Annotated in this window: 14 protein-coding genes; 8 read left to right on the forward strand and 6 right to left on the reverse strand. The window is 58.7% G+C overall.

What is annotated here, in order from left to right; all coding sequences use genetic code 11:
• Positions 1-44: 44 nt before the first annotated feature.
• The 4 genes from NW834_RS01315 to NW834_RS01330 all read right to left on the reverse strand — a co-directional run bounded on the left by NW834_RS01315 (position 45) and on the right by NW834_RS01330 (position 9,375).
• Entirely contained in the window at positions 45-2,006 is a 1,962-nt protein-coding gene (locus tag NW834_RS01315; protein WP_414418780.1) for a tetratricopeptide repeat protein, read from the reverse strand.
• Positions 2,007-2,047: 41 nt separating this feature from the next.
• A complete protein-coding gene (locus NW834_RS01320) occupies positions 2,048-3,523 on the reverse strand; it encodes a site-2 protease family protein (RefSeq protein ID WP_414418781.1) in 1,476 nt (491 codons plus the stop codon).
• A gap of 47 nt (positions 3,524-3,570) precedes the next feature.
• On the reverse strand, positions 3,571-4,662 hold the full coding sequence (acsF, locus tag NW834_RS01325) for a magnesium-protoporphyrin IX monomethyl ester (oxidative) cyclase (RefSeq protein ID WP_414418782.1): 1,092 nt from the start codon (positions 4,660-4,662) through the stop codon (positions 3,571-3,573).
• A gap of 105 nt (positions 4,663-4,767) precedes the next feature.
• Positions 4,768-9,375, reverse strand: a complete 4,608-nt coding sequence (locus NW834_RS01330; protein WP_414418783.1) for a glutamate synthase-related protein — start codon at positions 9,373-9,375, stop codon at positions 4,768-4,770.
• 285 nt (positions 9,376-9,660) lie between these two features.
• Between NW834_RS01330 and NW834_RS01335 the strand changes: the two genes are divergently transcribed.
• The 4 genes from NW834_RS01335 (at position 9,661) to NW834_RS01350 (ending at position 17,504) form a co-directional block, all read left to right on the forward strand.
• On the forward strand, positions 9,661-9,876 hold the full coding sequence (locus NW834_RS01335) for an IS630 transposase-related protein (RefSeq protein ID WP_414329292.1): 216 nt from the start codon (positions 9,661-9,663) through the stop codon (positions 9,874-9,876).
• A gap of 614 nt (positions 9,877-10,490) precedes the next feature.
• Entirely contained in the window at positions 10,491-12,362 is a 1,872-nt protein-coding gene (gene uvrC / locus NW834_RS01340; RefSeq protein WP_414418784.1) for an excinuclease ABC subunit UvrC, read from the forward strand.
• Between the two features lie 206 nt (positions 12,363-12,568).
• Positions 12,569-15,778, forward strand: coding sequence for a PAS domain S-box protein (locus tag NW834_RS01345; RefSeq protein WP_414418785.1), 3,210 nt, complete (start codon positions 12,569-12,571; stop codon positions 15,776-15,778).
• Positions 15,779-15,815: 37 nt separating this feature from the next.
• Positions 15,816-17,504 (forward strand): NAD+ synthase, encoded by a 1,689-nt coding sequence (locus NW834_RS01350; RefSeq protein ID WP_414418786.1) that lies wholly within the window; start codon positions 15,816-15,818, stop codon positions 17,502-17,504.
• A 220-nt stretch (positions 17,505-17,724) separates the two neighbouring features.
• Here the strand turns inward: NW834_RS01350 and NW834_RS01355 are convergent, their stop codons facing one another.
• Both NW834_RS01355 and NW834_RS01360 read right to left on the reverse strand, forming a co-directional pair.
• On the reverse strand, positions 17,725-17,877 hold the full coding sequence (locus tag NW834_RS01355) for a chlorophyll a/b-binding protein (protein ID WP_011429120.1): 153 nt from the start codon (positions 17,875-17,877) through the stop codon (positions 17,725-17,727).
• Positions 17,878-17,993: 116 nt separating this feature from the next.
• On the reverse strand, positions 17,994-18,878 hold the full coding sequence (locus tag NW834_RS01360) for a penicillin-binding transpeptidase domain-containing protein (RefSeq protein ID WP_414342748.1): 885 nt from the start codon (positions 18,876-18,878) through the stop codon (positions 17,994-17,996).
• 119 nt (positions 18,879-18,997) lie between these two features.
• On the opposite strand from NW834_RS01360, the gene NW834_RS01365 reads away from it, so the two are divergent.
• The 4 genes from NW834_RS01365 to NW834_RS01380 all read left to right on the forward strand — a co-directional run bounded on the left by NW834_RS01365 (position 18,998) and on the right by NW834_RS01380 (position 21,510).
• Positions 18,998-19,225, forward strand: coding sequence for a photosystem I reaction center subunit IV (locus NW834_RS01365; RefSeq protein WP_414329200.1), 228 nt, complete (start codon positions 18,998-19,000; stop codon positions 19,223-19,225).
• 50 nt (positions 19,226-19,275) lie between these two features.
• Positions 19,276-20,145, forward strand: coding sequence for a DNA-formamidopyrimidine glycosylase (locus NW834_RS01370; protein ID WP_414342749.1), 870 nt, complete (start codon positions 19,276-19,278; stop codon positions 20,143-20,145).
• Between the two features lie 61 nt (positions 20,146-20,206).
• Complete coding sequence (locus tag NW834_RS01375) at positions 20,207-20,809, forward strand: pentapeptide repeat-containing protein (RefSeq protein WP_414418787.1); 603 nt, start codon at positions 20,207-20,209, stop codon at positions 20,807-20,809.
• A 104-nt stretch (positions 20,810-20,913) separates the two neighbouring features.
• A complete protein-coding gene (locus NW834_RS01380) occupies positions 20,914-21,510 on the forward strand; it encodes a response regulator (protein WP_414418788.1) in 597 nt (198 codons plus the stop codon).
• The last annotated feature ends 131 nt before the right edge of the window (positions 21,511-21,641 follow it).

Below are 21,641 nucleotides of genomic sequence, written 5' to 3' on the forward strand. Positions count from 1 at the left end.
GAGGACAACACTCACCCGTTTATCCTTTCACCCAAACTGCCCCCTCAGGTCTTCAGGCTTCGCAACCACTCTTCCAGAGCGCGGATCGGCGCGGGATCCCGGTAGACGCGATCTTGACGTGCTTTCACCTGCTGGCCCATTTGCTCTCGCCACTCTGGATCCAAGCCCAACTGACTGGCAATCTGGACGTATTCATCGAGGGTGTGGGCGATGGTATCCAGGATCCCCATCTGCTGCAGGATGGCGTAGGTGTGGCGGCCCCGCAGCAGGGATCCGGGCAAGGTGACGATGGGCAGGCCGTGGGGCAGGGCTTCCAGGGTGGTGTTGCCCCCTGACCAGCCGAGGCTATCCAGGTAAATATCCCCCAGGGCGTTGTAGGCGGCATATTCTGCAGGCGAGAGTTCCGGTAGGAGCACCACATACTCTTCGGCAGCTAGGTCATAGGCCTGAAAGGCTCGTCGCAGCCGCTGCCAAAAGCGCTCGCGGATCCCTTGGGAGAGACGGCCCCGCAAAAATAGAAATTGACACTTCCCCACTTCCCGGGCGATGCGGGGGAACACCTCGTCGTACTGAGGTAAGTACTTGAATAGGGATTGGGCGCAGAGGTAAAGCACCCTGTCGGGATCCACCCCCCAAGCTTGCCAGTCCACAGGGGCGGGGTCAACTTCTAGGGGAATATAGTAGGTGCCGATGCCAGGCAGGGGCAGGAGCTGCTCGGTGTAATGGCCGGCCCCGTCCGGCGGCTCCATCAGCTCGCTGCTGAGGAAAACGTCTATTGTCGGCAGGCCAGAAGTTTGCGGGTGGCCCCAGGCCGTCGCCTGTACCGGCGCCAAGCGGAGGGCGGCCAGTTGGGCACAGACCGGGTCAATGCCCACTTCCGGGTAGAGGAGCACATCCAGCTGTGCCTCTCGAATAGCCGCTTGCCATTCTTCTATGCTGCGGGATCCGGCCACAAAGTGCTCAAAACGAGGGGGCAGGGAGCACGTGACCTCATCTTGGATGACCGAGGTGTGGAAGCCGTAGAGGGCCACTTGAGCACGATTCAGGGCTTCTACCCAGCCGCGAGTCAGGATCTTCCAAACGGAGTGATCCCGAAACAGGCCGGAGACAATGCCCACCCGCACTCGGCCAGGATGTCGCTGCCAGAGGACGGAGGGCTGGGGATAGCGGGCCGCCATCACGTCCCTCACCAAGGATCCGTAGAGCTGCTGCAGATCGCGGTCGTTCTGGCCTTGGTAGGGCAAAAAGAAGGGTTGGACGGAGCCGATCCCGGCAGCTGCTCGCTCCAGGGTTTCGGGATCCCGCGGCAGGTGTTCCCAGCGGCCCTTCACCTGTTGTAGGGCTTGGCGGTAGCGCTCCCGAGCCACGGAAACTTGGTCTGCCGAGGCGTACAGCAAGGGCAACTGGCTAACACACCAGCCCAGGGCCGCGGCCAAGTCGGCGGGATCCGCTTGCCAGAGTTGGTAGAACAGCTCCGCCGCTTCCTCCTCCCGGCCACAATCCCGCAGCAGGATGGCCAGGGTGTAGGCGGCATCGGCAAAGTCCGGCTGCAGCTCCAGGGCCTGTCCCAAGGGGACAAGGGCCGCCTCCAAATCCCCCTGCTGCCGCAGCACCAGCCCCAACTGGTAGAAGACTTCTGGATCCGGCCCCCCCTGCTCTAGGGCCAGTTGCAGGTGAGTTTTCGCCTCCGCCAGCCGCCCCGCCTGCTTGAGAACAATTCCCAAATTAAAGTGGGCGTCGGGAAACCAGGGCTGGTGGGCAAGGGCCTGCCGGATCAGGGCAATCGCGTCGTCCAGGGATCCCTGTTGCTGCCGACAGACCCCCAAGAGGTGCAGTGCCTCGGGGTGGGTGGGCTGGGCTTGCAGCACCTGCTGGTAAAGTGAGACAGCCTGTGGCCATTGCCCTGCCTGGTGATGGCGAACGGCTTGGGCCAACAGACGCTGCAGGTGCTCTCCTCTGTCCTTTCCAGCTCTGCCTAGGCCAAAGCCTTTCCCCGGTCCAGACACAGTGAGCTCCTCTCGCCGGCGGATCCTGGGCCTCTACCCCATCAGCCGTTGGGGAAATTGAGAAAGCCCGCCAAGGCCGGAGCAATCGGCAACAGGGTCATGACCATCAAAAAGAGGGCCAGCAATGCCAAAGCATCCCGCTGACCGTCGGTTTCAGTAATCTCATCCTGCGGTGGACGCTCTGGCTCGCGGGCGATGAACAGGATCAGCAGCGCCCAGTAGAGGGCCAAGACGTTGCTGATGGCCGCCACCGCCAAGGCAATCAGGGTGATGAAGGTGGCGCGGGCCGCCGTCTTCCGCCCGTACACCGCCTGCACAATGCGACCCCCGTCCAGCTGCCCTGCCGGCAGCAGGCTCAAGGCGGTGATTGCCAGGCCAATCCAGCCCACGGCAACAAAAGGATGAATGGGAACCAGCTCCGCCTGCAACTGGGATCCCAGCACCAGCCGGGCCAGAGTGCCCACTAGGATGGAGCTGCGGAAGATCTCCGTGGGCACATACAGACCCTCGGAGCCGGAGAGCTTCAGGCCAGCCAAGAGCACCAGCAGCGACAGGATCCCGCTCGCTGCCGGGCCGGCAAAGGCAATGTCGAAGAGGGCCTTGCGGCTGGGCACCGGCGATTGGATGCGGTTTAGGGATCCCAGCGTGCCAATCCCCAAGCTGGGGATAACAAAAGCAGGGCTGAGGCGCACGCCGTACTTGCCCGCCATCCAGCGGTGTCCGGTCTCGTGCACCAGCAAGATGGCGAAGATCCCGGCTGCCACCGGCAGGGCTTCCACCCAGCGCCCCGGCGCATCCAACAGCCGGAAGCCCAAGAGATTGGCCCCCACCTCCAACGTGGCGACGAAGCTGAAGACCAGCAACGCCCCCGCCAGGATCTGCGCCCCCACGGAAGCGCGGTAATTGACGATGGGATCCGGCAAGACCACCACCGCCGGCTTTTCCGCCGGATCCTCCACCAAAAAGAGCTGGTAGCGACTGCCCACCTGCTCTTTGAGCTTCTCCACCAGCAGGGGTACCACCACCTCCGCCTCCTGGCGCAGGTTGCCCTTAAAAATCGCCCCTTCCCCATAGGGGACGGTCTCGGTGACGAAAAAGGTATCGAGGCCGAAAATAGACTGAATGGCCTGCAGATCCTCAGCCGAGATCCGCTGCAGAACCGCAGGCGCTTCCAAAGGCGCCTCCCCTGCCGAAGGGGCTTCCCCCTGCTCTTCCAGACGAGCCAACTGCTCGCGACGGGCCTGCAGCTCCTGCTGGGCCAACTGGCGGGTCTTGCGCCCCACAGCAATGTAGAGCCCCGTAAACACCAGCAACAGCAGCAGGAAACCGGCAAAGTTGAGGTAGATTCCCAGCAGCAACAGCCCTAGGAAGACCACCCAGGGCAGCAGCAGCAGGGATCCCTGTAACCACACCCAAACGGCTAAGGATCCCCGTCGACGGGCTCTCCAGAAGCCCCAACCCAAAAAGGCCAGCGTTCCCAGCAAAAAGAGCGGCGTAATCTCAGCGGCAATGTTCATGGCTGACCTATGAGGCTGTACGGGTACCAAGCTGAGGGCAAGACGGCTCAAGCAGAAACAGCCGTTCCTTCAAAACGGGGCTCCGGCTGCTCCCACAGGTAGAAGCCAGCTTTCCGAGGTTTCAGGAGGAACAGCCGCAAAAACTGATAGAAGTTATCCAAGTAGAGGGGCAGCTTGCGCAAACCCTTGAAGGGGCCGGATCCCCGGGCAATCTCCCTCAGCTTAGCGTTGTTGGCCACACACTTCTGCAGCCGCCGCATAAACTCAGGGTTTTCCACATCCAACACCACCGGAAACACCTTGGCCGCCTCGCGGTTGGTCTTGTAGATTACCTCCATGTCATAAGTATGGGGATCCAGCCCGATGAGGCGGTAGAAATCCGGGCGCTCTCCCACATCGTTGAGGTACATAGTGGCGAACACCGACAGCAAGAAGAAACGGCACCACAGCTTGGCCACCCATCCCTTGAGCAGCCGCGGCTGGCTTAGGAGCATGAGCGCAAAGAAATCGCCGTGGCGGTTCTCGTCCTGGCACCAGTTCTTGAAGAAGTTGAAGATGGGGTAAACGCGATCCTCGGGGTGGGCCTCCAGGTGGCGGTAGATGAGAATGTAGCGCCAGTAGCCAATCTTCTCCGAGAGATAGGTGGCATAGAAGATGAAACGCGGCGCGAAATAGGTGTAAGACTTGTGCTTAGTGAGAAAGCTCAGGTCGAAGGCCATGTTGAAGTCGCCCATGGCGCGGTTCAGAAAGCCGGCATGGCGGGCCTCATCGCGGCTCATCAGGGCAAAGCACTCGGCCAAAACGGGGTTAGTCTCTTTTAGCTTGCGCGACAGCTCCTTGTAGAGGAGAAAACCGGAGAACTCGGCTGTACAGGAGCGCTCCAAGAACTCCACAAACAACCGGCGCGCCTGCGGATCCAGGCGGCTTTCCCAGTCTTGGTTGAACTCCTCACCCCGGACGAAGTGATGGCGGTTGTAGTCGGCGCGAAACTCCTGCAGGATGGCCCGGAAATCGGCCTCTCGATCCCCTAAGCCCATTTTGCCGATGGCCTCGAAATCGGTGGTGTAGAAGCGCGGCGTCAGGATGGTCTCGGTGGGCACTCGCGCTTGAGTTTGAGCAGCTTGCAAACTGGGACTCATAGTTGATTTAAAGCGGATGAAAAGGCCAGGTATACTCTCGCAGTTTACCAGCCTCTCTGGCCGTCGTGGGGATAAGAAGTGTTACCGGCAGGCTCTGAGAGATCCTTAAGACTCCACTGCCAGCGGCTGGGATCGCAAGGGATCCGTCAGCTCGCTGCCCTCCTCCGAAGGCGGGATCACCTGCCAAAACAGAGGCAAATAGGATTCCCAATTTTGCAGAATGTGCTCCGCTTTGGGGGAATGGGTGCGGCGATAGTGCTCTTGGATCAGGCTCTTCAGTTGTGCCTCTGCTGCTGCTGTCTGCACCCGCTGAATGCGCACGATCTCCCCGTTGACCTTGGCGGGGAAGTTGCCCTCCTCATCCAGCACATAGGCCAGGCCGCCGGTCATCCCCGCTCCCAGGTTGCGGCCCACCCGCCCCAGCACCACCACCACCCCACCGGTCATGTACTCGCAGCAGTGGTCGCCGGATCCCTCGATCACCGCCTGCGCTCCCGAGTTGCGCACCGCAAAGCGTTCCCCCGCCTGGCCGTTGGCAAACAGGGATCCGCCCGTGGCCCCGTACAAACAGGTGTTGCCCAGGATTACATTTTCCGCCGGATCGCGGGGCGCCTCAGGGGGAGCCAGGATGACGATCTCGCCGCCACACATGCTCTTGCCCACGTAGTCATTCGCTTCTCCTGTCAGGGTCAGGCGCATCCCCGCCAGTGTAAAAGCGCCAAAGCTCTGGCCGGCGCTGCCGACAAAGCGCAGATCCAACTGCCCCCCCTGTTGGGCGAAGCCGGTATCTCCGTACAAGCGGGCCAAGGTTCCGGCAATGCGCCCGCCCACACAGCGGTCGGTGTTGGCGATAGGGATCTCCACCGTGGCCGTGCCGCAGGTTTCCACCGCCTTCTGCACCTCCGGCTGAGCCAGGATCTGCTCATCCAGCACCGGGCCGTTGGAATGCACCGGCTCATGCTCCAACCAGTCGGGCAGGGTGTTGGGATCAAAACCGGGGGGAGTTCGCAGCAGACACTCCAAGTTCAAGGATGGGGTTTTCTGCAGAACGGCATCGGCCCGCGGACAGAGCAGATCCACCCGTCCAATCACCTCCTTCAGAGAGCGGTAGCCCAGTTGCGCTAAGACTTGGCGCACCTCCTCCGCCACAAAGGTGAAGAAGGTCACCACGTGATCTGGCGTGCCGGGGAAGCGCTTGCGCAACTCCTCCTTCTGGCTGGTCACTCCCACAGGGCAGTTGTTGGTGTGGCACACCCGCGCCATGATGCACCCCTCCGCAATCATGGCCACCGTGCCAAAGCCAAACTCTTCTGCCCCCAGCATGGCCGCCATCACCACTTCCCAACCCGTGCGAATGCCGCCATCCACCCGCAGGATGGAGCGCTGCCGTAGGCCGTTTTCCAGCAGGGTATGATGCACCTCCACCAGGCCCAACTCCCAAGGTGCCCCGGCATGTTTGATGGAGCTCAAGGGGGAAGCCCCTGTGCCCCCTTCATGGCCGGAGATTTGGATGATGTCGGCGTTGGCCTTGGCTACTCCTGCCGCCACCGTGCCGATGCCCACCTCCGCCACCAGCTTCACCGACACCTGTGCCTGGGGGTTCACCTGGTGCAAGTCGAAGATCAACTGCGCCAGATCCTCGATGGAGTAGATGTCGTGGTGGGGCGGCGGCGAGATCAAGGTCACCCCCGGCTTGGAGCGGCGCAGCTTGGCGATGTAGGGGCTGACCTTTTTGCCCGGCAGTTGCCCGCCCTCGCCCGGCTTGGCCCCCTGGGCAATTTTGATCTCAATTTGCCGCGCGTTGAGCAAATACTCCGGTGTCACGCCAAAGCGGCCCGAGGCCACCTGCTTCACCGCCGAGCTGGCGTTGTCCCCCATGCGCAGCCCCTTCAGGTGGGGAAAGCGGGCCGAGGTGCCATCTGGGCCTACATCGGTGATGGGGAGGTATCGTTCCGGATCTTCCCCGCCTTCACCGGAGTTGGACTTGCCGCCGATGCGGTTCATGGCAATGGCCAGGGTCTCGTGGGCCTCGCGGCTGAGGGCCCCCAAGGACATCCCACCTGTGGCAAAGCGTTTGAAAATCTCCGACACCGGTTCCACTTCCTCCAAGGGAATGGGATCCCGGTCGCTGCGGAAATCCAGCAGGTCTCGCAACGCGGTGGGGGTGCGGCTGCGCAGGTGCGCCCTGTAGATCTCATAGTGGGCAGGCTGACCCGATTCGATGGCCTTGTGCAGCAGTTTGGCCATTTCTGGACTGTTGATGTGGTATTCGCCTTTGGGCCGCGCCTGGATAAAGCCAAAGTTCTCCAGCTTTTTCGAGGTGAGTTCGGGAAAGGCCCGCTGGTGATTCACCATGCCCTCGCGGGCCAGATCCGCCAGCGTCATGCCTCCCACCCGCGACACCGTGCCGCGGAAGGCCAGATCGATCACCTCTTGGCTCAGGCCAATGGCCTCGAAAATCTGCGCCCCGTGGTAGCTGGAGAGCAGAGAAATGCCCATTTTGGAAAGAATCTTGAGCAGCCCTGCCTCAATGGCGGCGCGGTACTTCAGTTGCACCTCGGCCAGGGAAAGCTGGGGCAACTTGCCGGCAGCCATCTGGGTTTGCGTCTTGGGCTTGTGCCACCACTGCCGCACAGCTTCATAGGCCAGATAAGGACAAACGGCGCTGGCCCCGTAGCCGATCAAGCAGGCAAAGTGGTGGGTGCTCCAGCATTGGGCAGTCTCCACCACCAGGGAAGCGCGTAGGCGCAGCCCCTCCTGGATGAGGTGATGGTGGATGGCGCCCACCGCCAACAGAGGTGGGATCAGAGCCTGCTCGGCATCAAGGCCGCGATCCGAGAGGATTAAAATCTCAGCTCCCCCCCGCACTGCCTGAGCCGCCTGCTGGCAGAGGGCCCGTACCTGGACCTCCAGTCCTTCTGGGCCGGCAGCCACCGGATAGAGAATCGGGAGCGTGTGGCAGGGAAAAGGGGTATGCTGCAGAGCGGCCAGCTCCGCTTCGTTGAGCACCGGGCTGCGCAACTGCAACAGGCGGGCATGCTCAGGGCGGATCTCCAGCAGGTTGCCCTTGGATCCCAGATACACATCCAAAGACATCACCAGGCTCTCCCGCAGGGGATCGATGGCAGGGTTGGTGACCTGGGCAAAGCGCTGCTTGAAATAGTCGTAGAGGGGATGAGGCTGGGTGGACAGCACAGCCAGCGGCGCATCATCCCCCATGCTGAAGGTGGGCTCCTTGCCCGTAGCCGCCATCTCCTCGATGATCATCTCCACATCTTCTGAGGAGTACCCGAAGGCGGTTTGGGCTTGTAACAGTTGTTCTTCCGAGAGGTGAGGGGTATTTTCAAAGCCTTGGGTGCTGAGCTGAACGCGATGGGCTTTGAGCCATTCGCCGTAGGGGTGCTGGGCTGCCACCTGGGTTTTGATCTCCCAGTTTTTGCAGATTTGCCCGCTCTGCAGATCCACCGTCAGCATCTGCCCTGGGCCTAGCCGCCCTTTTTCCAAAATGTCGGTCTCCGGCAGAGGAACCACGCCAGCTTCCGAGGCCACCACCAGCAGACCATCGCGGCTGCGAGCGTAGCGGGCTGGGCGCAGGCCATTGCGATCCAACGTGGCCCCGATGGTTTTGCCGTCGCAGAAAACCACCATCGCCGGGCCATCCCAAGGCTCCTGCAGGCCGCCGAAGAACTCGTAGAAATCCACCACTTCCGGGTGATTCTGCAGTTCTGGCTGGTTGCGATAGGCTTCCGGGATCAGCACCATCATCGCCTGCTGAGTGGAGTAGCCCGACTGAATCAACAGCTCAAACACAGCGTCCAGACCTGCTGAGTCGCTGGTGCCCGGGTCAATAATCGGCTTCAGATCCTCGACCGCTGTACCCCAGCGGGGATGGGAAAGGGTTTGTTCGCGGGCGGCCATCCAGTTGACATTGCCCAGGTAGGTGTTGATCTCGCCGTTGTGGCAGAGGTAGCGGAAAGGCTGAGCCAGCGACCAACGCGGCAGGGTATTGGTGCTGAAGCGGCGGTGGTAGGTGGCGTAGGTGGTGGTGTAGAGGGGGTTTTGCAGATCTCGATAAAACTGGCCCAGAACCGACGATTGCACCATGCCTTTGTAAACGACAACCCGGCAGGACAAAGAGGCAAAATACAGAGCATAAAAGCCAAACCGAGCCTCTACCCGCCGCCGAATGCGCCGCCGCAACAGATAGAGCTGCTGCTCTAGCTCGTCTCCTTCCAGCGTGGGATGGGTGAGGAGCATCTGCCAAATGGAGGGCATGGTCTGCCGCGCCATCGGCCCCAGGCAATTGGGATTGACCGGTACCTGCCGCCAAACCACCCGCTGCCAGTCGGTGGTGGTCAAGTACTCATCGATCACCTGCTGCACCGCCTGACACTCAGCAGGATCCTGAGGCAAAAAGACCATCCCCACCGCGCTGTGAGTGGGATCCCAAGCTCGAATTTCTTCCCTCTCTGCCTGCAACAGCGACCAGGGGATTGCCGTTGCAATGCCCGCCCCATCACCGCTCTGGCCGTCGCCGCCACAGCCACCCCGATGTTCCATACAGGTGAGGGCCTGAAGGGTTTTCTGCAAGAGGTCGTGGCTGGCTCTCCCCTGCTGATTCACCAAAAAGCCGACCCCGCAAGCATCCCGCTCTTGAAAGTGCCAGTTTTCCTGCAGGATAGGGGCCGAGACCTGAGAGGGATGGGGATTCATAGGAGTAAAAACAGTTTGGAATAAATCACGCTTTCAGAGGTGGAAAACCAGCATATCGCACTCCAATCCGACAGGAAAAGGGGGGCAGTCTCAAGTCACGGCTGGCTCTTGCCAACAGGGCAACCGTTGGGGCAATCGGCTCAGCGAAGTAAAGACAAAAAAGCTCGCCATGAACAGATTTTTCGAGTTTCTTCTGCAGCTTTCCCCGACGGACTGCGGACGATCTGAGAAAGCTAGGGCGAATGCGCCAGCTCACACCGGCTCCGCTCGCTGGCAACTGGCCCTGTGGAGAACTGCGGTAGGGAGACAGCCGTAGGGTATGTCCAGGAAGAGGGCAACCCCACAGATGTACAACAGATGTACAAAGTCAGGCGTGCAACGGTCTATCGCTGGCTGAACCTAGAAGACCTCAGGCCGACAAAAGTCAAGACCCAGAAGCCAAAGATAGACTTGGCCGCCCTGCAGCAAGACATAGGCCAGGATCCAGGAGCTCAATTGTAAGGATAGAGCTCAGAGATTCGGGTCGCGCCAGCGGGACGGAGCCCTTGCCCTATTGACTATACTGGTGGTGCTCTGGGAGCAATGATACTATTACCCTAGATTTTTCGTGTTTCTGAGTAAGCTCATGCTGACTTGCCCAAGCCGTCATTCTTTTAACTTAGATACGACAAGATCCATAATGGAAAGCAGCATTATCGATGCCAGGATTGTCACAGGCAATTTATACCTGAATCTACTCAAAAGATTGTCTCAGAAGTCAATATATCCCTAGTTAATAAACTTAAGCGACTTTTCATTGCTGCTATATCTTATGTAAATGAACTACCAGAACTCTGGACAAAATTATGTTAATCACAAATCAACTTATCCTTCCCAAATCATGGAGGTCTACCCGTCAAAAGAGGTACTTTGATCCTGCGATGCGACGAGCTATTGCCATTTGTGCTAGCAGGTTGGAGCTTGAAAGCAGGACGAGCTTCCCAAACTTGTTCAGAATGATTGTTCAGAATGACTGTGTCTCCACATGGGTTGGAGTCAGTGTTGCCGAGAAAAGCCATATCCTTGCTAGATTGAAGTCATGGGATCCCTGACTCTACCCGGTAGAACTGAACTTTATGACCGTCCCTCTGATTCACAGCCGTGACGTTCTAGAGAGCCGTCTCAAGGAGATTCCTGCTGAACCCGGCGTATATTTAATGCGAGATGCCACGGATCAGATCCTCTATGTAGGCAAGTCCAAGAAATTGCGCTCTCGCGTGCGATCTTATTTCCGCTTCACCGGCGACCTGTCCCCTCGCATTCAGCGCATGGTAGCTCAGGTTTGCGAGATCGAGTTTATCGTTACCGACAATGAAAGTGAAGCCCTAGCCCTAGAAGACAATCTGATTAAGACCCATCAGCCCCCTTATAATGTTCTCCTTAAGGACGATAAAAAGTATCCCTATTTGTGTATTACCTGGTCGGAGCCTTATCCCCAGCTTTACATCACCCGCCATCGTCGCCTTGATCGGAATCAAGACAAATACTATGGCCCCTACACCGATGTTGGCCTGTTGCGCCATACCCTTGGGTTGGTCAAACGAATTTTTCCCTTGCGCCAACGGCCCAAACCTCTGTACAAAGATCGCACCTGTTTGAACTACGACATTGGGCGCTGCCCCGGGGTATGCCAAGGCTTGATCAGCCCAGAAGAGTATCGCAAAACGCTGACTCAAGTGGCCATGATCTTCCAAGGCCAGACAGATGAGCTGATCCGAGAGCTGCAGGAGAAGATGATCCAGGCCGCCGAACAGGAAAATTACGAGGCAGCCGCACGATATCGGGATCAAATTCGCGGTTTGGAACAATTGGGAGAATCCCAGAAGGTCTCTTTGCCTAACTCTACCGTCAGCCGTGATGCTCTGGCCTTGGCCATGAATGATTCACGAGCCTGCATTCAATTGTTTCAGGTGCGGGCAGGCAAGTTGGTGGGGCGGCTGGGGTTTGTGGCCGAAAACCGCGGTGACGACCCAGGCCTTATCTTGCAGCGGGCTTTACAAGAGCATTATCAATACTGCGATCCGGTGGAAATTCCCTCTGAGATTTTGACCCAGTATGAATTGCCCGATCACGATTTTCTGGAGTCTTGGCTGAGTCAGAAAAAAGGCCGCAAGGTCAGCCTTGTTGCCCCCCAACGGCAGAGCAAAGCCGAGCTGATCGAGTTGGTTGAGCGGAATGCCCAACTGGAGCTAACCCGCACTCAGCGCTTGGCGGATCGGGATGCCGCGGCCTTGGAGCGCTTGGCAGAAGTCTTGGATTTGCCGGATGTGCCCCGCCGTCTAGAAGCCTACGATATTTCCCACATCCAGGGATCCGATGCTGTGGCCAGTCAGGTGGTGTTTATCGATGGCCTGCCTGCCAAACAGCACTACCGCCGCTACAAGATTCGCAACCCTGAGGTGCGCCCCGGTCACTCCGATGATTTTGCCAGCCATGCAGAAGTGGCCCGGCGTCGCTTCAGCAAAATGACCCCTGAGGATCAGCCGGATTTGGTGCTCATCGACGGGGGCAAGGGGCAGTTGTCGGCAGTCATGGCCGTCTTGGCAGATTTAGGGCTGGATCACCTGCCGGTGATTGCCTTGGCCAAACGAGAAGAAGAGATCTTTCTGCCGGGGGATCCTGTGCCCTTGCGGTTGCCGGCCCAAGATCCGGCTCGCTTGTTGTTGCAACGCCTGCGAGATGAAGCCCACCGATTTGCTCTCGCCTTTCATCGCCAGCAACGGAAAGCGCGTCAACATGCCTCTACGCTGGACGAGATCCCCGGCTTGGGCAAGTATCGGCAAAAGCTGCTGATGGAAGAATTTCGGTCGATTGCCCGCATTCAGGTGGCCTCAGAAGACCAGTTGGCTCAAGTGCCCGGCATTGGCCCGAAGATTGCCCGGCAGATTTACCGCTACTTTCACCCGGAAACTCAGGCGGAATCCCCGGAGACAGCGCAGGTGGAGTAGTTGAGAATCCGCGCAGGGATCCCTGCTCCCCCAGCACTCGGTGGGGTGATATCCACAGAAGCCTGAGCGCCCTTCCTCGCCCGTGATTTTACGGGGTTAGGGGGGAACTTGTAGTGCGGGAAACATCGCTTAAGGCAGAAATGATACATAATCCCAAGGACAGGTGTTCTCAGTGCCCTGGTACTGCTTGCCAATAGGGGATCCTGATGCTGGCCGAACTTGATGTGCTCCTGGAAAATGCCCCCATTGGGGTCTTTCGTGTGGATCTGCAGGGACGATACCGGTTTGCAAATGCCAAGCTTGCCGAGATATATGGCTATGCCTCCTCCGCTCATCTGATGCGCCATCTGTCGGATTTTGGCCATCGTCTTTATGTCGATGCTGCCGGTCGTCGTCAGATTTTCCAGGATCTGCTTGCAGGCAAAGTCGGCGACGGGAGAGTGGCGCGAGAGTTTTTGATCCACAGTCGCAAGGGCTTGGACTTGTGGGTGCGAGAACAAATTCAAGTTGTCCGCAATCCGGCAGGGGATCCCCTCTGTTTTGAGGGGTATGTGGAAGACATCACGGCACAGAAGCGGGCTGAACAAGCGCTTGCAGAGAGCCAACTCCGCTACAAAAGGTTGGTTTGTGCTATCCCACAAGCCTTAATGATCTTTAGCCAAGAAGGCAAATGCCTGGAGCTGATTTCTTCCCCGGAGAATGCTTGTGTTGCCTCACTCCCAGCAGAGCACCTTCAGGGAAAAGCAGTGCAAGAGCTGTTCGGCTCTGAGGTTAGCGACCAACTCCGGAGGCTGATTGACCGTTGCTTGAGCAGCGGATCCCAGCAAACCTTGGAATATCCCCTAACCAACTCAGCGGGAGAGCTCCGTTACCAAGAAATTTGCATAGTTCCCTACGGAGCAAATTGCGTGCTTGGCTGCATTCAAGATATTACCGAGCGTAAGCGTCTAGAGCTGGCTTTGTTGGAGATTCAACAGCGATTCTGGGGTATTGTAGAGTCCTGCAATTTGGGCATTTCTCTGCTGCCTCTTGAGCCAGAATCCAAGCCACATGGCATGAACTCAGCCCTCAAGGATATAACAGGATATTCTGCAGAGGAACTGAAAGCTTTGCCTCTGGAGGCCTATATCCCAGATTTGGCTGATGTTGAAACCCTAAAAAACCTCTGGCAGGAGATGATCGAGGGTTGGCGCAGTCATTATGAATGGGAACATCGCTACACCCGAAAGAATGGCCAAATCATCTGGGTAAAGTCTCAGGTTTATGTTGTGAGAGATGAAGAACAAAAGCCTCTATTTGCCGTTCACTTCCTGGATGATATCAGCGAGCACCGATCCATCAAATCTGCTCTTGAGGAAATTCAAAACCAATTGCAGGGGATCTTCAACTTCTGTAGCCAAGGGATTGCTCTGATGAGCTTGGATCCTGATCCCCGGTATCTCAGCCTCAACCCGGCAATGGCAGAGATTACAGGGTACAGCGAGGAAGATTGGTCGGCTCTGAAAGCGGAAGATTACACTCCCTATCCCGAAGACCGAGAACGGGGCGAGATACTCTGGAATGAACTGCTTTCCGGGTACACCAACAACTATGAATATGAAAAGGTGATTTGCCGTAAAGATGGCAGAGAGATCTGGGTTCGCTTACAACTCTTCGCGGTGCGAAACGCTCAAAACGAGCCTCTGTTTGCCATCCAATTTCTAGAAGATATTTCCGAGCGAAAAAGGGCCGAAACTCACCTGCGAGAAAGTTTGGCCGATCTGGCCCGCAGCGAAGCACGTTACCGCGCTCTTTACGAAGCGATCCCAGATATGCTTTTGCAAGTGGATCGGCAAGGGCTAGTCTTGTCCTATAAGCCCCCCAGAGGATTTGCATCCGCCTATCCCGATGACCGCTATCCTAACCAGTACATTCAGGATCTGTTTCCAGAGCATTGGAAAATCTACTTTGCTCCCTTGTTGGAGAAAGCCTTTCAAACGGGAGAAATTCAGGTTATTGAATATCCGCTTCCTCAAATTTCTCAAGACGCGGCGGAAGCATTGCCGGAATATCGCGAGGCCCGTCTGTTGCCCTTTGGGCCGGATGAGGCCATTGTTTTGGTGCGCGATATCACCCTGCGCAAGCGCCTGGAGCTGGCCCAGCAAACACGAGAAGCTGAATTAACAGCCCTGGTGCAACAGCGAACCCAGCAACTGGAACGCAGTCTGCAGTTTGAATCGATTCTGCGCCGCCTTACCCATCAGATACGGGCAACTCTGGACGAAAAGCAGATCTTGCAGACGGTTGTGAACGAGCTGGGGAAATTTTTGGGCGTTCTTTTTTGCAATGTCGGCCTTTACGATAGCCGCCGAACCTACTCCCTGATCAGCTATGAATACACGACGCTTTCGACCTCTGGGGTCGGGGCTCGGGTTTGGATGAGAGATTTTCCCCTCTTCTACGAACAGCTATGGCGAGGCTGGTGCTTTCAACTGTGCGCTCGGGATCGTCAACGGGATCCCGACACTTTGCCCCCTTATTTGACCAAGCTGGCCTGCCCCATTGCCGACGATCAGGGCATTCTTGGGGATCTGTGGCTGGCCCGGCCCCCTGAGGAGAGTTTTAGCGATTGGGAAATTGATTTGGCTCAGCAAATGGCGGCCCAGTGTGCGATTGCCCTGCGACAGGCCAGGCTCTACCTCAGCAGCCAGGCTCAGGTGACGGAATTGAAAAAACTCAGCCAAATTAGGGATAACTTCCTGGCCGCCGTCTCCCATGAGCTGCGCACTCCCCTTACCAGCATTAGCCTCTCGGTTCACCTGCTGAAACTGAGCCATCAAGTTTCTCCTCTCACCCCCAAGCAAATCCAGTATCTTGAGGTTCTGGAGCAGGCGTGCGAGCGAGAGATCTCCCTAATTAACGATCTTCTGGATCTACAAAATTTGTCGGGCAATACGCTCAAGCTGCCCTCTGAGCAGGTTAACCTGCCTCTCCTTTTGGCACCTCTTATCAATCGGTTCCAAGACCGGATGCGCAAGCGGCAGCAAACCCTAGAAGTTCACTGGGATCCCCACCTGCCCTATCTGCACACCCATCCCCGCCTGTTGGAACGCTTGGTCTGTGAGCTTTTGACCAATGCCCACAAATTCACGCCCGCCGGCGAACACATTGTCCTAGAGGCTGTTGCTTTAGGTTCCGACCGCTGGGAGCTGCGCTTGACCAACACGGGCACCACCATTCCCCTCGAAGAACAAGAACGCATTTTCGAGCAGTTTTATCGCATCCCCCACTCGGATCCCTGGCAGCAGGGGGGAACAGGCTTGGGATTGGCTCTGGCCCAAGCCATTGCCAACCACTTGGGCGGCTCTTTGCAGGTGGAAAGCACTGCCCACCAAACCACGTTTATTCTTCGCTTGCCCGCAGCAGAATCTTGTTGACGATTCGGTTTGGGCCACTTATGGTGAGATTTACCATATGGGGGGCAGGGTGAAGGTAGCGCTGTTGCAACTGAACTACATCGTCGGCGATCTAAGCGGAAATGCCGAGCGCATCCGTTCAGCGGTTGAGGCAGTGGCGGCGGCGGGAGCAGAGTTGGCCATCACCTCCGAGCTGGCGTTGCTGGGATATCCACCCCGCGATTTGTTGCTCTATCCGGCCCTGGTCGAGAGGGCAAGCCAGGTTTTGCAGCACTTGGCCAGCCGGTTACAGGCCAGCATTCCGGTAGTCGTGGGATCCGTGCAGCCCAATCCTCTGCCTGAGGGTCGGCCCCTTTACAATGCTGCTGCCTGGCTGGAGGGGGGCCAGATCCGCCATTGGTTCCAGAAGTCGCTCTTGCCCACCTACGATGTCTTCGACGAAGATCGCTATTTTGAGCCGGGATCCCAGCCCCAACCCATCGAGTACCGTGGCCGCCGCCTGGGCTTTACCATTTGTGAAGACATTTGGAACGACCGCGACTTTTGGCAGCACCGCCGCTACCACTGGGATCCGGTGGAAGAGATGGCCCGCTGCGGTGCCGACCTGCTGATTAACCTCTCGGCTTCCCCCTTCAGCCTAGGCAAACAGAAGTTGCGGGTGGAGATGCTGGGCTCCCTGGCCCGCAAGCACGCCCTGCCCATTCTCTACGTCAATCAGGTGGGGGGCAATGATGATTTGATCTTCGATGGGGCCAGTTGCGCCCTAGATCGCTGGGGTCGGGTTGTGGCCCAAGCGGCTGCCTTTCAGCCGGATCAGCTCATCCTGGATGTGGACGAGTTGACCCAGTCTCCCAACCCAGACCAGAATCCACCGACTACGGGATCCCGCTGGCCGACCGAGCCGGAAGCTGAGCTGTACGAGGCGTTGGTTTTGGGCACCCGCGATTACGTCAGCAAATGTGGCTTTCGCGAGGTGCTATTGGGCCTGTCGGGGGGGATCGACTCTGCCGTCACTGCTGTGATCGCCGCCGATGCCTTGGGGCCGGAGCGGGTGCTGGGGGTGCTCATGCCCTCTCCCTATTCCAGCCCTGGCAGCCTGACCGACGCCTACCAACTGGCGCAAAACCTGGGGATCCCGACCCTGAAGCTGCCGATTCAGTCCATCATGGAGAGCTACCACCAGCTTTTGGCAGAGCCCTTTGCCGGCCTCCCCCCAGACATCACGGAAGAAAACCTGCAATCTCGCATTCGCGGCACCCTCCTCATGGCCCTTTCCAACAAGTTCGGGCGGCTGCTGCTGACCACAGGCAACAAATCAGAGCTAGCAGTGGGCTACTGCACCATTTACGGGGATATGTCCGGCGGCCTGGCGGTGATCTCCGATGTGCCCAAGACCTGGGTGTACCGCTTGGCTCGCTGGATCAACCGACAGCAGGAGCGGATCCCGCTTGCTACTCTGACCAAGCCCCCCTCGGCAGAATTGCGACCCGGCCAACAAGATAGCGACAGCTTGCCCCCCTACGATTTGCTGGACAAGATCCTGCAGCGGCACATCGAGCAGCATCAATCCAGCCCCGAGTTGGTGGCTCAAGGGTTCGATCCCGACACGGTGCAGCACGTGCTGCGGCTGGTTCAGAATGCCGAGTTCAAGCGACACCAAGCTCCCCCTGGGCTACGCATTACCGATCGCGCCTTCGGCACCGGCTGGCGCATGCCAATCGCCAAGCGGCAGGAAGGGATCATCTAATGGAACTAGTGGGATACCCTCACACCAGCTCCTCCCTCAGAGGGAGAAAGGGAAAGATTCGGCGCTGTCGGAATTGCTTGGAGTAGTTGGTGCCCGCTCAAGCCTTGTTGCCATTCAGAACGGCTACAACTGGTGCAGTCAAGCTTCCTGCTCAATACAATAAAGGGCCTGCAAGCCAGCAGACCCAAGGAAAAGCCAAAAGGCGGTAAGTTGAGGTCTCTTAGATCAGGCCCAGCCAGGAAGCAACGCCTTGGCCCGTCACCGCTTCGATGACAATGGCCAACACGAAGCCAATCATGGCAGCCCGACCGTTGAGGCGCTCGGCATACTCGTTAAAGCCAAACTTGGGCTCAGACAAATTGGGATTAGACATGAGAACCTCCAGGGTAAATGGGAACGACGGGGAGTGGGATCCGTAAAGAACGAAAACGAGAACGGCACTTGACCTTCAGTATAGTTTGCATTTCTTCATGATCGCAAGCAAGGTGGTCACCCGCTGCCGATGGCGGCGATGATCTGCCGCGCCAGGGGAATGGCCGCCTCATAGGCTTTGCCCTGATGCAGGTGCAGCACCAGCGTCCAGTTGGGATCCGGCAGGGGCCAAAAGGCCAGCAACCAGGCTTGAAAATCTTCTGCCCAGAGAATTGGTCGTCCTCGTCGTTGAGGATTGAGGATGGTGCCAGACTTGGCTGCCACTGGGATCCCTTCTGGGGCAATGCCGCGACAGGTGCCCGCTGTTGCCGCCAGGCTCATGCCGGCATGGAGAGCCTCCCAAATCCAAGCCGGTAAAGAGAGGGCAGGCAGGGAGACCTCGCCAGAAAGGGGAACACCGCGGCGGGCAATCACGCCCCCATAAACCAACAGCTCCCAGGGATCTACCGGCCCAGCCAGACCGGTCGCCAAGAGCGGAGCCGGAGTTGTATTCTGCACACTCCCTAGGCCGAAGCGCCGCAGCCACTCCACCAGGGTATCGGCCCCCAGCTCCCAGCCCAACTGGTAAAAATGCACGTTGCAAGAGTGGGCCAGGGCCTGGCGCAAGTTCAAAGCCCCATGGCCGCGGGGATCCCAGCAGGGTAGGCGGCCCAACCCCAGTTGCGGCGGCGGATCCCACCAACCCGGGCAGTGGATCAAGCGCTCGCCGGAGCTGATCCCGGTCTGCAGAGCAGCAGCGGCAACGGCACACTTGACGGTTGAGCCAGGGCTGGCCCTGATTCTGGAAGCCTGCTCCGGCTGCCAAACCCTTGTTAAACGACCGGTGTTCAGGTTGAGGACGGCGGCAAAATCGCGCGGATGGGGCAGCCCTGCAGATTTCCCCTGCAAGCCCCAGGTCAAAGCAGAACCCAACAGCCAGGCTCCACAGGTGCGACGGTTCATCTGCTGTTGGCCCCGAAAACCCAGCCAGACAAAAGCGGATCCCTGTTACAAAAATTCGGAAATCGCAGCCTTCTCACGGACTAGGGTAATCTGAGTTCAGGTCAATGGAGATAACCCTCATGGCAATTCAGCGTGGTGCCAAAGTCCGTGTGCTGCGGAAAGAATCCTACTGGTACCGGGATGTGGGAACGGTTGCGGCGGTGGATACCAGCGGCATTCTCTACCCGGTGATCGTCCGCTTTGACAAGATCAACTACTACAACATCAACACCAACAACTTCCGCGAAGATGAACTGGAAGTGTTGGAAGCTCCCAAAGCCAAGGCCAAAGCCGCTCCGGCCAGCTAAACCAACAAGGGTTCTGATGCCGGGGACTGTGTTCTTGAGCAAGTCGTTCTGTGCCTGAACTGCCGGAAGTTGAAACAGTTCGGCAAGATTTGCAACGCCTCACCCTGGGGCCGCGGATACTTGCGGTGGAGGTGCTCCTGGCCCGCACCATTGCCTACCCTGCAGGGGAGATGTTTGGGCGGAGCTTGATTGGCACCCGTTTTACCCAGTGGCAGCGGCGAGGAAAGTATCTCCTGGGATCCCTGGATTCGAGAGCTGTTCTGGGCGTGCATCTGCGCATGACCGGGCAGTTGCTCTGGGTGCAGGGATCCACCCCTTTATCAGCTCACACTCGTGTTCGTTTGGCCTTCGAGGAAGGGTGGGACTTGCGCTTTGTGGATCAGCGCACCTTTGGCCAGATGTGGCTGGTGCCTGCCGGTGTTGAGCTGGAGGCGGTGATCCCCACCCTGCAGACTTTGGGGCCGGAGCCCTTTTCGCCAGCTTTTTCTGAGGCCTATTTCCAGGCTGCCCTGCAGAAGAGCCGCCGTCTTATTAAAACCGCGCTGCTGGATCAATCGCTGGTAGCCGGGGTGGGCAACATTTACGCCGACGAAGCCCTGTTTCTGAGCGGCATTCACCCTTTGACGCCAGCAGTTCAGCTTTCGGATGTGGCCAAGGCACGCCTGCGAGAAGCTTTGATCGAGGTGTTACGGGCCGGGCTGGAGCAGCGGGGCACCACCTTGCGGGATTACCGGGATCTGCGTGGGCTCAACGGCAACTATCAAGGGCAAGCGTGGGTGTACGGTCGGGAAGGGGATCCCTGTCGCCTCTGTGGCACCCCAATTCAGCGGATGAAGCTGGCAGGTCGGTCGGCTCACTTTTGCCCCCACTGCCAGCCACTCAAAACCCCCCTCTCCCTTGGGGAGAGGGGTTGGGGGTGAGGGGGAGCGCTTGGGCTCCGGAGCAGCTACCATCGCCAGTGCAGGGGATCCGGTGAAAAGAATGGCATGGCTCCGGTTCACAAAGCTCTGGGGTGGGGCGAGTTTGCTCGGCTGGGTGGTCTTCCCAGGGGCTGCGGCCTTTGCCCAACTGGAGTTGGATGCCCAACTGGGCCGCTCCCAAATTGTTTTTCCCAGCAAAGATTGCCCCGCCTGCAACCTGACGGGGGCAGAACTGCCGGGAGCTGACCTCAGTGGGGCCAACCTGAAAGAAGCGATCCTCAGACAGGCCAATCTCCAAGCTGCCGACCTCTCCCAAGCAATCCTCAATCTGGCCGATTTGAGAGGGGCCAATCTGAGTGGCTCAGCTCAGGCAGGGGCTTTCTTGTGGGAAGCCGATCTGGCGCAGGCCAACCTGCAGCAGACAGATCTGACGGGTGCCAATCTGCAGGTGGCCAACTTAAGCGGGGCCGACTTGCGTCGAGCCATCCTCACCGGCGCCGACCTCACAGGGGCCAAGTTACACAATGCCGATCTGCGGGGGGCCGACCTGCGAGGCGCTTTTCTGGAGGGGGCGGATCTGACCGGCGCCCTGTACAATGCCCAAACCCGGCTGGATCCCACCTTTGACCCCCAGGCCCGCGGCATGGTCTTGGTGAAGCCATAACCCCCCTCTCCCCAAGGGAGAGGGGCTGGGGGTGAGGGCGCTTTATTTGGGATCCCCCCTTGGGCAGATTAAAACCAGCACCCCCTCGGCTGGGATCCCCTGCCATGACTTCCCCTGTCCGCGTTCTCATTGCCGACGATCATCCCCTCTTCCGGCTGGGGCTGAAGTTTGCCCTGCAAGCCCAAGGATTTGAGGTGGTGGCCGAAGCCGAGACGGGATCCCAGGCCGTTCAGTACTGCCGCAGTTGCCCCATCGACGTGGCCATTTTGGATGTGCGCATGCCGGATGGGGATGGGATCGCCGCCTGCCAGCAAATCACCGAGCTGGGCCTGCCGGTGGTGGTGGTGATGATGACCACCTTTCAGGAGCCGGGTCTGATTGAGGCAGCCCGCCGCGCCGGGGCCAAAGGCTACCTTTCCAAAGAGACCGACCCGGCGGAATTGGCCCGCGTCATCCGTCAGATTTTGTCCAACCCCGAACGAGACTGGCTGCCTGCCCGACAGGAGCTGCCCAAGCTCACCCCCCGCGAGCTGTGCGTGCTGCAACTGATGAGCGAGGGCCTGGCCAACAAACAGATTGCCCGCCGTCTGGGCCTAAGCATCGAAACCGTCAAAGAATATGCCAGCACCGCCTACCGCAAGCTGGATGCTAGCGACCGTGTCACCGCCCTGCTCAAGGCGCAGCAACTGGGGATCTTGTGAATTGGAGAAAGGGCTTGGGGATTCCCCCCAGAGGTGGGGATTTGCGGCGGCCATGATCACCGCCATACTGTTGCTAGCTTGGCATCTTGACAAGGGATCCCCTGGGTGCCGCCTTCCTCTTCACGTTGTCC

The sequence above is a fragment of the Synechococcus sp. R60.1 genome, assembly GCF_047461835.1.
GTDB lineage: Bacteria > Cyanobacteriota > Cyanobacteriia > Thermostichales > Thermostichaceae > Thermostichus.

What these genes read in the sequence shown, in the direction of transcription:
- NW834_RS01320 (WP_414418781.1), bottom strand. Translation starts at nt 3,523, where the DNA reads ATGAACATTGCCGCTGAGATTACGCCGCTCTTTTTGCTGGGAACGCTG.
- acsF (WP_414418782.1), bottom strand. Translation starts at nt 4,662, where the DNA reads ATGAGTCCCAGTTTGCAAGCTGCTCAAACTCAAGCGCGAGTGCCCACC.
- NW834_RS01330 (WP_414418783.1), bottom strand. Translation starts at nt 9,375, where the DNA reads ATGAATCCCCATCCCTCTCAGGTCTCGGCCCCTATCCTGCAGGAAAAC.
- uvrC (WP_414418784.1), top strand. Translation starts at nt 10,491, where the DNA reads ATGACCGTCCCTCTGATTCACAGCCGTGACGTTCTAGAGAGCCGTCTC.
- NW834_RS01345 (WP_414418785.1), top strand. Translation starts at nt 12,569, where the DNA reads ATGCTGGCCGAACTTGATGTGCTCCTGGAAAATGCCCCCATTGGGGTC.
- NW834_RS01350 (WP_414418786.1), top strand. Translation starts at nt 15,816, where the DNA reads ATGGGGGGCAGGGTGAAGGTAGCGCTGTTGCAACTGAACTACATCGTC.
- NW834_RS01355 (WP_011429120.1), bottom strand. Translation starts at nt 17,877, where the DNA reads ATGTCTAATCCCAATTTGTCTGAGCCCAAGTTTGGCTTTAACGAGTAT.
- NW834_RS01360 (WP_414342748.1), bottom strand. Translation starts at nt 18,878, where the DNA reads ATGAACCGTCGCACCTGTGGAGCCTGGCTGTTGGGTTCTGCTTTGACC.
- NW834_RS01365 (WP_414329200.1), top strand. Translation starts at nt 18,998, where the DNA reads ATGGCAATTCAGCGTGGTGCCAAAGTCCGTGTGCTGCGGAAAGAATCC.
- NW834_RS01375 (WP_414418787.1), top strand. Translation starts at nt 20,207, where the DNA reads ATGGCATGGCTCCGGTTCACAAAGCTCTGGGGTGGGGCGAGTTTGCTC.
- NW834_RS01380 (WP_414418788.1), top strand. Translation starts at nt 20,914, where the DNA reads ATGACTTCCCCTGTCCGCGTTCTCATTGCCGACGATCATCCCCTCTTC.